The sequence below is a fragment of the Ancylobacter radicis genome (genome assembly GCF_018449475.1).
Lineage (GTDB): Bacteria > Pseudomonadota > Alphaproteobacteria > Rhizobiales > Xanthobacteraceae > Ancylobacter > Ancylobacter radicis.
This window is the reverse complement of sequence record NZ_JAHCQH010000020.1, coordinates 11,784-24,411: the sequence shown is the minus strand read 5'-3', so window position 1 is coordinate 24,411 and position 12,628 is coordinate 11,784. Positions and strand designations below refer to the sequence as shown.

Here is a 12,628-nt window from a genome sequence, read left to right as displayed (position 1 = left end):
CTCGGAGACATTCCATGTCCACCCATACTCCTGCGAAGACCGGCTCCCCCTTCGCCTCGCCCGAACTGATCGGGCGGGCCGCGCGCGACGCCCTCGTCAAGCTCAACCCCGTCTCGCTGATGCGCAACCCGGTGATCTTCGTCACCGAGGTGGTGGCGGCGCTCGTCACCGTGCTGTTCCTGCGCGACTTTCTCGTCGGCAACCCGCTCGCCTTCACCGGCCAGATCATGGCCTGGCTCTGGTTCACCGTGCTGTTCGCCAATTTCGCCGAGGCGATCGCGGAAGGGCGCGGTCGTGCCCAGGCCGACAGCCTGCGCAAGGCGCGGACCGACACGGTGGCCCACCGGCTGCGCAACCCGTCCGACCGCACCAGCGTCGAGCGCGTCTCGGCGCTCGACCTCAAGCTCGGCGACCATGTGCTGGTCGAGGCCGGCGACATCATCCCCGGCGATGGTGAAATCATCCTGGGCATCGCCTCGGTCAACGAGGCCGCCATCACCGGCGAGAGCGCGCCCGTGATCCGCGAGAGCGGCGGTGACCGCTCGGCCGTCACCGGCGGCACCACCGTCATCTCTGACTGGATTGTCGTGCGTATCACCGCCGCGCCCGGCTCCTCCTTCCTTGATCGTATGATCGCGCTGGTGGAAGGCGCCGAACGGCAGAAGACGCCGAACGAGCTGGCGCTCACCATCCTGCTTGTCGGCATGACGCTGATCTTCCTGATCGCCGTCATCTCGCTCGCCGGGCTCGGCCGCTATTCGGCCGCCGACGTGCCGGTGCCGGTGCTGGTCGCGCTGCTGGTGACGCTCATCCCCACCACAATCGGTGGCCTGCTCTCCGCCATCGGCATCGCCGGCATGGACCGGCTGATCCGCCACAACGTGCTCGCCATGTCCGGCCGCGCGGTGGAAGCGGCCGGCGATGTCGACACGCTGCTGCTCGACAAGACCGGCACCATCACCTTCGGCAATCGCATGGCCTCGGAGATCATTCCGGTTCCCGGCGTCAGCGAGCACGAGGCGGCGCTCATCGCGGTGCAGGCAAGCCTTGCCGACGAGACCGCGGAGGGGCGCTCCATTCTGGAGCTGGCGCGCGAGAAATACGGCATCACGTCCGACGCCGCGGCCATGGCGGGCGCCAGCTTCGTGCCCTTCACCGCCGCCACTCGGCTCTCCGGCGTCGATGTCGCCGACCGCAGCATCCGCAAGGGAGCGGTCGATGCGGTGAAACGCTTCGTCCATTCGGTGGACGCCAACGCCTCGACCGGCATCGCTGCCTTTGACGCGGCGGTCGACAAGATCGCCCGCTCCGGCGGCACGCCGCTGGGCCTTGCCGAGAACGGCCGCCTGCTCGGTGTCATCCACCTCAAGGATGTGGTGAAGCCGGACATCAAGGAGCGTTTCGCGGAACTGCGCCGCATGGGCATCCGCACGGTGATGGTCACCGGCGACAACCCGGTCACCGCCGCCGCCATCGCCTCGGAAGCGGGCGTTGACGACTTCATCGCCGAGGCGACCCCGCAGGACAAGCTCGCCTATATCCGCACCGAGCAGCGCCACGGCCGGCTCGTCGCGATGTGCGGCGACGGCACCAATGACGCGCCGGCGCTGGCCCAGGCCGATGTCGGCGTCGCCATGCAGTCCGGCACGCAGGCGGCGCGCGAGGCCGGCAACATGGTCGATCTCGACAGCGACCCGACCAAGCTCATCGAGATCGTCGGCATCGGCAAGCAATTGCTGATGACGCGCGGCGCACTCACCACCTTCTCGATCGCCAACGACGTGGCGAAGTACTTCGCCATCATCCCGGCGCTGTTCATCGCCGCGATCCCCGAGCTCGGCCTGCTCAATGTGATGGGGCTGCACTCACCGCAGAGCGCCATCCTCTCGGCGGTGATCTTCAACGCGCTGATCATCATCGCGCTGATCCCGCTCGCCCTGCGCGGCGTCGCCTATCGCGCCGAGGCGGCTGGCACCGTGCTGGCCCGCAACCTTGCGATTTATGGCGGCGGCGGCGTCATCCTGCCCTTCATCGGCATCAAGCTCATCGACCTCGCCGTCGCCGCGCTTGGGCTGGCCTGACCTTATCCCGTCATCCCCGGGCTTAGCCTGGGGATGACAGCCTGACAGCACAAACCGTCCGACCCGAGCTTCATACTGCTAGGAATGCTCCCATGCTCACCCATCTCCGCCCGGCGGTAACTCTTGTCATCGCCTTCACCCTCATCACCGGCCTCGCCTACCCCCTCGCCATGACGGAAGCGGCGCAGGCGCTGTTCCCCCATCAGGCGCGCGGCTCGCTGGTCGAGCGGGACGGCACGGTCATCGGTTCGGCCCTGATCGGCCAGTCCTTCACGGGCGAGGGCTATTTTCACCCGCGCCCCTCGGCCGCCGGCAATGGCTATGACGCGAGCGCCTCCTCCGGCACCAATCTCGGGCCGACCAGCGCGAAGCTCGCGGAGCGGCTGAAGACCGACGCCGAGGCGCTCCGGGCCAGCGGCATCGCCGCTCCCCTCCCCGCCGATGCCGTGACGACCTCCGGCAGCGGCCTTGATCCGCACATCTCACCGGCCTATGCGCTGGCGCAGGTGCCGCGTGTCGCCCGGGCCCGCAACCTGGACACGGCACTTGTCCGCGATCTGGTGACGGCGCACATAGAAAAGCCCCAGCTCGGGGTGTTCGGTGATCCCCGTGTCAATGCGCTCGCCCTCAACCTCGCTCTGGATGCTGCCACACCGGGTGCCGCAAAGCCGGCGTCCCCGCCCTCCTGAGGCTGACCGCGCATGAGTGTGGAGGAACCGCCCCGCGCCGATCCCGAGGCCCTGCTGGCCGCCGCCGAGCGTGAGGCGCGCGGCCAGTTGCGCATCTTCCTCGGGGCGGCGCCGGGCGTCGGCAAGACCTATGCAATGCTGAACGCCGCCCGTGCCGCCCGCACGGGCGGCCGTGACGTTGTGGCGGGCATCATCGAAACCCACGGACGCGCCGAGACGCAGGCCCTGGTCGAGGGCTTGGAGATGCTGCCGCGCAAGGCCATTGCCTATCGAGGCCGCCTGGTGCCGGAATTCGATCTGGAAGCCGCGCTCGCCCGACGCCCCTCGCTCCTGCTGGTGGACGAATACGCCCATTCCAATGTCGAGGGATCGCGCCACCCCAAGCGTTGGCAGGACGTGCAGGAAATCCTCGCCGCCGGCATCGATGTGTGGACAACGCTCAACATCCAGCATGTCGAAAGCCTGAACGACGTCGTGCAGCGCATCACCGGCGTGCGGGTGCGTGAGACGGTGCCGGACACGGCGCTGCAGAAGGCGGACGAGATCATCCTCGTCGACCTGCCCTCGGATGAACTCATCAAGCGCCTTGCCGACGGCAAGGTCTATGTCGAGGACACCGCCACGCGGGCGGTGCAGAGCTTCTTCAAGCCGAGCAACCTCACCGCCCTGCGTGAACTCGCCCTGCGCCGGGTCGCCGCGCGGGTCGACAGCGACCTCGTCGAGCGCATGCAGGGCTCCGCCATCGAGGGACCGTGGGCGGCCGGCGAGCGGCTGCTGGTCTGCGTCGGCCCGGACGGCACCGCCGAGCGCGTGGTGCGCGAGGCCAAGCGCCTCGCCGACCTGATGGACGCCAGCTGGTTCGCCGTTACCGTGGAGCGGCCCGGCCATGTCATGGCGAGCCGCGACCGCGCCCGGCTCGATGCCGGGATGCGGCTTGCCGAAACGCTGGGCGCGGAGACCCGCGCGCTGGTGGCAAGCGACCTGCCGGGCGAACTGCTCCGCTTCGCGCGCTTCGAGAACGTCACCCAGATCATCATCGGCAAGGCCCGGCGGCGGGGGCCGTTCGGTTCGCTACGACGGTCGCTGGCGGATGCACTGGTGCGGGCCTCCGACGGCATCGCCGTCCATGTCGTCACAGCCGAGGCGCGCGAGGCCGGCCCCGGCATGGGTTGGCGCTCCCGCCTGCCGCCAGCGGGACCGATCAGCGGCTTTCTGGCGGCAGGTCTCGGCGTTGCCGGCGCCACGCTGATCGGCCTGCTGCTGACGCGCGTCGTCGCCCTGCCCAACGTGTCGATGCTCTATCTGCTCGCCGTGCTGCTGCCGGCGTTGCTGCATGGTGTCTGGCCGGCGATCTTCGCCTCCGGCCTGTCCTTCCTCGCCTATAATTTCTTCTTCATCGATCCCGTCGAGACCTTCACCGTCGCGCGCCCGCACGAATTGCTGGCGCTGATGGTGTTTCTCATTGTCGCCGTCATCATCTCCGCCATTGCCGGGCGCGCCCGCGAACAGGCCCGCCTCGCCGCCCGTCGCATGCGGTCGACGCGCCGGCTCTATGATTTCACGCGCAAACTCTCCGCCCTGCCGGACGAGGCGCGCGTCGCCGAGGCGGCGGTGGTCGAACTGCACGCCACGCTCGGGCGGGCGAGCGTCATCCTGCTGGCGCGTGAGGGCAGCCTTGCCATTGCCGCCGCCTGGCCGCCGGAGGACCGGCTCGACACCGCCTCGATGACCGCCGCCAACTGGGCTTTCGAGCGGGGAGAGGCCGCCGGCGCCGGCACCGGCACGCTGCCCACCGCGCCCTGGCTGTTCCGCCCACTCGGCGGCACCGACGGCGGCCGACGCATCGGCGTGATCGGCATCGAGCATGACGGCGCCGGCACGCCGCTCGACACCGAGATCGAGGGCCTGCTCGGCACGCTGGTCGAGCAGACCGCCGCCGCGCTGTTGCGCACCATGCTGTCCGCCGAGGTGACGCGCGTGCGCACCGCCGCCGAGACCGAGCGGGTGCGCAACATCCTGCTGGCCTCGATCAGCCATGATTTCCGCACCCCGCTGGCCTCCATTCTCGGAGCCGCGACCAGCCTCATCGACTACGGCCCGAACATCCCGGCGGAGGCGCGGCAGGATCTGCTGATCCAGATGCGGGACGAGGCCGAGAACCTCGACCTCATGGTGCGCAATCTGCTCTCCATGACGCGCCTTGAAGCCGGCGCGCTCGACCTGCGGCGCGACTGGGTGGATGTGGTGGAACTGATGAACCGCGCCGTCGCGGCGGTGAAGAAGCGGGGCGCCACGCAGCGCCTCGTCGTCACCGCCGCGCCCGATCTGCCATTGGTGCAGGCCGATCCAAGCCTGATGGATCAGGCGCTCGGCAATGTTGTCGCCAACGCCGTGCGCTATGCCGGGCGGGAGGCACGGATCGGCCTTTCCGCCACGGTGATCGACGGGCAGATGGTCATCGCCGTCACCGATGACGGGCCGGGCATTCCGGCCGACACCCTGCCGCACGTCTTCGAGAAATTCGTGCGCGCGCCTCGTGCCGCCGGCGATGGCGGCGATGGTTCGGGCCTCGGCCTTGCCATCACCCGCGGCATTGTCGAGGCCCATGGCGGCTCGGTCTCCGCGCGCAGCCCCGCCCCCGGCCAGCGCAGCGGCACGCGCATCGCGCTACGCCTGCCGCTGGGCCCCGAGGCGCCAACGGAGGAAAAGGCATGAAGGCGGGTACCGTGCTGGTGGTGGACGACGAGCCGGCGATCCACCGTTTCATGACCCCGGCCCTCACCGCGAACGGCTATGAACCGCTGCGGGCGGACACGGGGAGCGAGGCGCTGGCACTGGTCGCCAACCGCCGGCCGGACGCGGTTATCCTCGATCTCGGCCTACCCGACATGGACGGTAAGGAAGTCATTCGTCGCCTGCGCGAATGGTCGGCCGTGCCCATCCTCATTCTCTCCGCCCGCGACCGCGAGGTCGAGAAGATCGAGGCGCTGGATCTGGGCGCCGACGATTTCATCAACAAGCCCTTCGGCATGGGCGAACTGATGGCGCGTCTGCGGGCGGCATTGCGCCACCGCATGCAGGAGAAAGGCGAGACGCCCGTGCTGCGCCTCGGCACCGTCGAGGTCGATATTCCCCGCCACCGCGTCACCCGCGCCGGCGAGGAGGTGAAGCTCACGCCGAAGGAATTCGATCTCCTCGCCTTTCTCGTCCGCCATGGCGGCAAGGTGCTCACCCATCGCCAGATCCTGCGTGAGGTGTGGGGCCCGGCCCATGAGCACGACACACAATATCTGCGCGTCTATGTTGGCCAGTTGCGCGCCAAGATCGAGGATGATCCGGCGAGCCCCGCCCTCATCGTCACCGAGCCGGGCGTCGGCTACCGCATGGGCGGATGAACCCGATCGCGGGTCACCCCTTTGAGCGGTTCACGCGACATCCGGTAGGCGATCAAGATACTTGTCGAGAGTGATGGGATAATCGCGGATGCGCACACCGGTCGCGCTATAGATGGCATTGGCAACTGCCGCGCCAACCCCGCAAATACCGAGCTCCCCCACGCCCTTCGCTTTCATGGGCGATGAGAACGGGTCTGTCTCGTCGAGGAATATCACCTCCTGATGCGGCACATCGGCATGCACCGGCACCTCGTAGCCGGCCAGATCGTGGTTGACGAAGAAGCCTCGTCGCGTGTCGACCGCCAGTTCTTCCATCAGCGCCGCGCCGGCCCCCATGGTCATCGCCCCGATCACCTGGCTGCGCGCTGATTTCGGATTGAGGATGCGGCCGGCAGCGCAGACGGCAAGCATCCGGCGGATGCGGGCCTCCCCGGTTGCCCTGTCCACCGCCACCTCGACAAAATGCGCCCCGAAGGTCGATTGCTGATGCGTCTTGTCGAGATCGCCATATTCAATGAAGTCCTCGGCGACAATCTCGCCCTCGGCAGCGGCGGCGCCCAGGGCTATCGTTCGGTTACCAACCCGGACCTCACCATCGCTGAACTCGGCCTCCCGGGAATTGAAACCGAGCCGCCGGGCGACTTCTTCCCGCAACTTCACACAGGCGGCGTAAACACCGGACGTCGCGTTGTTCGCCCCGAACTGCCCGCCCGAGCCGGCGGAGACCGGAAATTCCGAGTCGCCGAGACGCACGACAACTTGCTCCATCGGCACGCCCATCGTCTCCGCCGCCGTCTGGGCGATGATGGTGTAGCTGCCCGTGCCGATATCGGTCATGTCGGTCTCGACGGTGACGCGCCCTGCCTTGTCCAGCCGCACGCGCGCGCCGGACTTCATCAACAGATTGTTCCGGAAAGCCGCCGCCATAGCCATGCCGATGAGCCATTGACCCTCCCGGCGCTGCCCCGGCCGCGGTGACCGCGCGCTCCAGCCGAAACGCTCCGCGCCGAGACGCAGGCATTCGATGAAAGGGCGCGACGAGAACGGGCGTTGCGGATTTTCCGGGTCGACCTGCGTATCGTTCCTGATGCGGAATTCGACCGGGTCGAGACCGAGCTTCTCGGCCATCTCGTCCATGGCGATTTCCAGCGCCATCATCCCAGGCGCCTCACCCGGCGCGCGCATCGCGTTTCCTTCGGGAAGATCGAGCACGGCCAATCGCATGGCCGTCATCCGGTTGCGACCGGCATAGAGCAGGCGGGTCTGGTTCACCGCCGTTTCGGGACCGCCCCCCTTGAGGTCGCCCGACAGGCTTTCATGCGCGATCGCCGTGATCGTCCCGTCGCGCTCGGCGCCGAGGCGGATACGCTGGATGGTCGCGGGGCGATGGGTGGTATTGTTGGCGATCAGCGGGCGCTGCAACGCCACCTTCACGGGCCGGCCCGCCGCCCGCGCACCGAGCGCGGCCAGCAGAACGTCGGCCCGCAGGAACAGCTTGCCGCCGAAACCCCCGCCGATGAAAGGCGACACCACGCGCACCTTTTCCTTCGGAAGGCCAAGGGTCTTGGCGAGGTCGGCATTCGCCCAGGCGATCATCTGGTTGGATGTCCACACGGTCAGGCGGTCGCCATCCCATTGGGCGAGCGTGGCATGCGGCTCCATCATCGCGTGGGAATGGTCGGGCGTGGTGTATGTCTCATCAAGCGTCACGGGAGCCCGCGCAAAAGCCTCCGTGAAATCGCCGACATGGGTCTCGGCCGGCCCGGTGATGTCGTTCTCGTGAGGAAGGGTCGCGGAGCCTGCGGCCGCCCGAAGGTTGAAGCTGCCGGGTTCCGGCGCATAATCGATACGCACGAGTTCGGCCGCAGCGCGCGCCTGCTCGAAACTCTCCGCCACCACCAGCGCCACCGCTTGATGGTAATGCTCGATGTCGGGGCCTCCGAGGAGCCTTGCGGTGTTGAAGCTGCCCTTGTCGAGGGTACCGGCATTCGCGGCGGTGACGATGGCCAACACGCCCGGCGCATGGCGGGCGGCGGCAAGATCCATGCGCTGGATGCGCCCCTTCGCAATGGCGGCGCCAACCACATGACCATAGGCCGGATCGGCGACGACGTCGTGCCGCTCATAGGCGTAGGGCGCCGTCCCGGTGGTCTTGAGCGGCCCATCGATCCGGTCGAGGGGCTGACCGACAACTTTCAGGCGATCGATCGGATTGGTGGTCGCGGGCGTGTCGAACTTCATGGCTCAGCCCCTCGCCTCGTTGAGAACAGCCCGGAGGGTGCGCTCCACGAGCGTGATCTTGAACGCATTGTCACGTGTGGGACGTGCGCCCGCCAGCAGGCGCTCGCAGACCGACTGCGCGCCGCGCGGAAGCTCCGACTCGGCTGCCTCCACCCGCCATGGCTTGTGCGCGACACCGCCGACCGCGACCCGACCGCTGCCGTCCGGCTGGACGATGGCGCCGATGGAAACAAGCGCGAAGGCATAGGAGGCACGGTCGCGCACCTTGCGATAGATATGCCGTCCACCGACGGGGTGCGGCAACACCACCGCGGTGATCAGCTCGCCGGGCTCCAGCATCGTCTCGATATGCGGCGTGTCGCCCGGCAGAAGATGGAAATCGGCCATCGCAATACGCCGGCAGGTGCCATCGGCCCGAACGGTCTCGACCTCGGCATCGAGCACCCGCAAGGCGACGGCCATGTCGCTCGGATGCGTGGCGATGCATGCCTCGCTCGTCCCGATCACGCCGAGCTGGCGCGATACCCCGCCGATCGCCGAGCATCCACTGCCGGGCTGGCGCTTGTTGCACGGCTGGGCGGTGTCATAGAAATAAGGACAGCGCGTGCGCTGGAGCAGGTTTCCCGCCGTGGTCGCCTTGTTGCGCAACTGCCCGGAAGCACCCGACAGCAGAGCGCGTGCCAGCAGCGCATAGTCGCACCGGATGCGCATATCTGCCGCGAGGCGCGTATTGCTCACCAGCGCACCGACGCGCAGCCCGCCGTCTTCGGTCGGTGTAATCTCATCTAGGCCGAGGCCGTTGACGTCGATGAGATGCGGTGGCGCCTCGATCTGAAGCTTCATCAGGTCAAGCAGATTGGTCCCACCGGCGATGAACTTCGCACCGGGGTTATGGATCGCGGCTTCCGCGGCCTGTGCCGGAGAGGCGGCGCGCTCATAGCTGAAGGATCTCATGCCCGGCTCCCAGCGATTTCGCTGATGGCGTCGACGATGTTGGAGTAAGCGCCGCAGCGGCATACATTGCCTGTCATGCGCTCTCGCAGTTCATCGGCGGACAATTCGGGCGCCCCGTCGAGGCGCTCCGTCACATGGCTGGGAATGCCTTCGTTTATTTCATCGAGTACCGCAATCGCGGAGCAGATCTGGCCCGGCGTGCAATAGCCGCACTGATAGCCGTCATGTCGCACAAAGGCGGCCTGCATCGGATGCAGCCGTTCCGGTGTGCCAAGCCCTTCGATGGTGGTGACGCGGTCTCCCTCATGCATGACCGCCAGCGTCAGGCAAGAATTGATCCGCACGCCATCCACCAGCACGGTGCAGGCGCCGCACTGGCCGTGATCACACCCCTTCTTCGTGCCGGTGAGGTGAAGATGCTCGCGCAGTGCGTCAAGCAGCGATGTGCGTGTATCCAGATTCAGTTCGTGTGGCGTGCCGTTGACGACGAGCCGCACCTTCATCCGCACCGGTTCCGCTATCGCGGCACCTGAGGCAGGAGGCGACGGTTCAGTCTCGATATGTCGATTCATAGCCAAATCCGGTCAATCACGGCCGCAGCCGAATTCAACGTCCGCGGGGCCATGCAAGGACGATCCCGGCGGACACACCCGGAGTGAATGTCTGGCGCTTAAATCGGTTCCAGCGTCGTGGCCTTCGATTTGGCCACAGTCCCCCCTCGACTTCGGGCTGATGTCGGCGGAGCGTTGCTCGGTTCCGGGGGAAGGCGGCTGGTCATCGCGATCGCCTGGCGGCCACATCTGAACCCGACAACGACACTACAGCAGGCGCGACGCACGGCCTGCGGTGTTTCCAAAGGAAGACACCGCGTCGCCGAGTTCGGCGACGATCCCGGCCGTCAGCTTCGGTCTGGAAACAGACGCTTGTTGAGGATGGCGTGGACGCCCCAATTGCCGTCCACCACCTGCGTGATGCCGAAATCGACCGCTGCCGACATGAGGGCGATGGCCTCGTCCTCGCTCAGGCCCTTGGTCGTCATCAGGAAGCGCCGCACCTTGCGGAAGGCGTCGCGCATGGCGAGATCGAGCGAGGATTTGGCGTAGACCTCGCTCTGGCCATTGGCGCCGAACTCCGCGAGATAGTTGGGGTGGCTGAAGCCCGTCAGCACCCAGCTTTCCGGCGTCTCGATCAGCGGATAGGTCAGGTCCGCCAGCACCGTGCCGGCATTATCCGCCTTCTTGTGCAGCACGACCCGGAAGGTCCCGGTCATGGAGCACTCGATGGCGGTGCCCGACAATTCCCCGTCGCCCTGCGTCGCGTGCGGATCGCCCACCGAGAGCAGCGCGCCGGGGACGGACACCGGAAGATAGACCGTCGCCCCCTTGCCGAGCCGCCAATTGTCGAGATTTCCGCCGAAATAGGCGGGCGGCACGGAATCCACCAGTTCCGCCTCGCGCGGGGCCACCGCGATTACGCCGAAATGCGGCCGCAGCGGGATGCGCACGCCGTCCAGGACGTTGCGCGTCGGGGCGATCGTCTCCGGCTTCACCAGCACGCCGGGATAGTCATACAGCTCGTGCCGTATGCCGAACGGATCGGTCTGCGGCTCCCAGCGATAGGAATGCAGGGCCCGCGCATGGGGCTCGTCGGCATCGGTGACGATCTCGTAGATCGTCACCGTCTCGCGCGGATGCGGCTCGCTGAGGAATTCCGAATAATGGAAGCCCCACCACGCTGCGACGCTGCTGCCGAAGACGCGGCCGGCATGATCGGGATGGCAGGAGGGGCGCGGCTCGATGTCGAGAATGTGCACTTCCAGCACATCGCCCGGCTGGGCGTCGCGCACGGCGATCGGGCCGGTACAGATATGCACGCCGAAGCCCTCGCCCGCCCCCCGGCCGAAAATCGAGGCGTCGAGCGGGCCGGCGCCACGCCGGTCGACCGCCTTGGCCGTCGGTGTCCAGTGAAAGACGCTCTCGGCGCCGGGATCGCCCTCGATCATGCGCTCGGGATCGTCCGAGGCATGCTGCGTTAGCGTCTCGATGGTGACGATGTCGCCGGAGGCGATCTCGATGAGTGGTTTCAGGGAACGGCTGAAATAGCCCCAGTGAACATGCTGGGCGCTCACCGGCAGGTAATGGCGCATGGGCGCTTCCGCCGCGCCGGCCGACCGCTGAGCCTCGCCTGACGGCACGATCCGCCGCGTCTCGGGATCAGCCTTGATCTGGCGCGTGCGCAACTGGACAAGGGCTTCCTGCGGCCAGCCCCGCTGGCCATTCGGCAGGGTGGCCTGACTGCTGCGCATGGCCTCGCGCCGACGCAGTTCGCGCGGCGGCAGGCCAAAACGCTCGCGAAACAGCCGGCTGAAATGAGCGGAGTCGGAGAAGCCGTAGCGATAGGCGATCTCCGAAATCGGCACGGCCGCCTCGGCCGTGTTGGTGAGGTCGTGCCAGGCGCGCTGGAGGCGGCGCTCCCGCACATAATGGCTGAAGCTCTCCCCCGTGCCCTCGAACAGCTTCTGCACGTAGCGTTCGGAAATGCCTTCGGCCTGCGCTAGCTCGGCGACGGATATGTCCTCCTTGCCGATGCTGCGCTCGATGATCGCGTAAAGCCGCTGGAGCAGGGCGGCGCGGCTTGAAGAGGGGTCGGCGGTGGTTGTGACCAGATCGGCCGAGAGCTGGAGCAGAAGCTCGGCGACGCTCTGCGCCACCGCCTCCCATTCGGGATCGGAGAGCCGGTCGAGCGCCCCCACGGCGGCACGGGCGGTGCCGGCGAGGATATCGGCCAGCCCTTCCGCATCGAAGACACGCGGCGGACAGGAGGAAAGCGACGGCGCCTTGCGCCCGCGGAACGCCTCCGGCACCACCGAGAGCACGATAGCGCGTAGCCCACGCTGGAAATGCAGCTGCCATTCGGCCTCGCGCGGCGCCAGGATGACCTGCCCGGCCCGCACGATCTGCTGTTCGTCCGCCACCGTGAGAACGGCGCTGCTCTCGATGGGCAGCACAAGCAGCGGCAGCCCGCCGCGTGACGGCAGGGAGCGCAGGATCGGGGCATCGGCCGAAACCCTGCCGAGGCGCACGCCGGGCGAGGAGAGGCGCCAGAGCGCGGTCGCCTGCACCGGCGCGCCGCTGCGCGAGCCCAGGCATTCAAGGCCAAAACCGCGCAGCACCTCCTGCCACGCGCGCTCGCGCACGTCGCCGGAATAGGACTCGCTCGTGAACGGCTGGGCGCTCATGGTTCCGACCTTGACATCGGAACCACCCTA

The 12,628-nt window shown here is 67.7% G+C and carries 8 protein-coding genes; 4 read left to right on the top strand and 4 right to left on the bottom strand.

All coding sequences use genetic code 11. From position 1 onward, the window contains the following. Positions 1 to 14 precede the first annotated feature (14 nt). From kdpB to KIP89_RS14815, 4 genes are all read left to right on the top strand, one after another. Positions 15 to 2,081 (top strand): potassium-transporting ATPase subunit KdpB, encoded by a 2,067-nt coding sequence (gene kdpB / locus KIP89_RS14830; protein ID WP_213756365.1) that lies wholly within the window; start codon positions 15 to 17, stop codon positions 2,079 to 2,081. Positions 2,082 to 2,173: 92 nt separating this feature from the next. Then, positions 2,174 to 2,770 (top strand): potassium-transporting ATPase subunit KdpC, encoded by a 597-nt coding sequence (gene kdpC / locus KIP89_RS14825; RefSeq protein ID WP_213756364.1) that lies wholly within the window; start codon positions 2,174 to 2,176, stop codon positions 2,768 to 2,770. A 12-nt stretch (positions 2,771 to 2,782) separates the two neighbouring features. Next, positions 2,783 to 5,485: a DUF4118 domain-containing protein gene (locus KIP89_RS14820; RefSeq protein ID WP_213756363.1), complete on the top strand. Its 2,703-nt coding sequence runs from the start codon at positions 2,783 to 2,785 to the stop codon at positions 5,483 to 5,485. Further along, positions 5,482 to 6,165: a response regulator gene (locus tag KIP89_RS14815; RefSeq protein ID WP_213756362.1), complete on the top strand. Its 684-nt coding sequence runs from the start codon at positions 5,482 to 5,484 to the stop codon at positions 6,163 to 6,165. Before KIP89_RS14820 ends, KIP89_RS14815 begins: the two co-directional genes overlap by 4 nt. Positions 6,166 to 6,195: 30 nt before the next feature. Here the strand turns inward: KIP89_RS14815 and paoC are convergent, their stop codons facing one another. The 4 genes from paoC to KIP89_RS14795 all read right to left on the bottom strand — a co-directional run bounded on the left by paoC (position 6,196) and on the right by KIP89_RS14795 (position 12,598). Beyond that, positions 6,196 to 8,406 (bottom strand): aldehyde oxidoreductase molybdenum-binding subunit PaoC, encoded by a 2,211-nt coding sequence (paoC, locus tag KIP89_RS14810; RefSeq protein ID WP_213756361.1) that lies wholly within the window; start codon positions 8,404 to 8,406, stop codon positions 6,196 to 6,198. Between the two features lie 3 nt (positions 8,407 to 8,409). Then, positions 8,410 to 9,360: an FAD binding domain-containing protein gene (locus KIP89_RS14805; RefSeq protein WP_213756606.1), complete on the bottom strand. Its 951-nt coding sequence runs from the start codon at positions 9,358 to 9,360 to the stop codon at positions 8,410 to 8,412. Further along, positions 9,357 to 9,932, bottom strand: coding sequence for an aldehyde dehydrogenase iron-sulfur subunit PaoA (paoA, locus tag KIP89_RS14800; protein ID WP_213756360.1), 576 nt, complete (start codon positions 9,930 to 9,932; stop codon positions 9,357 to 9,359). The genes KIP89_RS14805 and paoA overlap by 4 nt, the downstream gene beginning before the upstream one ends. Before the next feature lie 326 nt (positions 9,933 to 10,258). After that, entirely contained in the window at positions 10,259 to 12,598 is a 2,340-nt protein-coding gene (locus KIP89_RS14795) for an acetamidase/formamidase family protein (protein ID WP_213756359.1), read from the bottom strand. Between the last annotated feature and the right edge of the window lie 30 nt (positions 12,599 to 12,628).

Coding starts and splice junctions, on each gene's coding strand:
- KIP89_RS14795 (WP_213756359.1), bottom strand. CDS start 12,598: ATGAGCGCCCAGCCGTTCACGAGCGAGTCCTATTCCGGCGACGTGCGC.
- paoC (WP_213756361.1), bottom strand. CDS start 8,406: ATGAAGTTCGACACGCCCGCGACCACCAATCCGATCGATCGCCTGAAA.
- KIP89_RS14820 (WP_213756363.1), top strand. CDS start 2,783: ATGAGTGTGGAGGAACCGCCCCGCGCCGATCCCGAGGCCCTGCTGGCC.
- kdpC (WP_213756364.1), top strand. CDS start 2,174: ATGCTCACCCATCTCCGCCCGGCGGTAACTCTTGTCATCGCCTTCACC.
- KIP89_RS14815 (WP_213756362.1), top strand. CDS start 5,482: ATGAAGGCGGGTACCGTGCTGGTGGTGGACGACGAGCCGGCGATCCAC.
- KIP89_RS14805 (WP_213756606.1), bottom strand. CDS start 9,360: ATGAGATCCTTCAGCTATGAGCGCGCCGCCTCTCCGGCACAGGCCGCG.
- paoA (WP_213756360.1), bottom strand. CDS start 9,932: ATGAATCGACATATCGAGACTGAACCGTCGCCTCCTGCCTCAGGTGCC.
- kdpB (WP_213756365.1), top strand. CDS start 15: ATGTCCACCCATACTCCTGCGAAGACCGGCTCCCCCTTCGCCTCGCCC.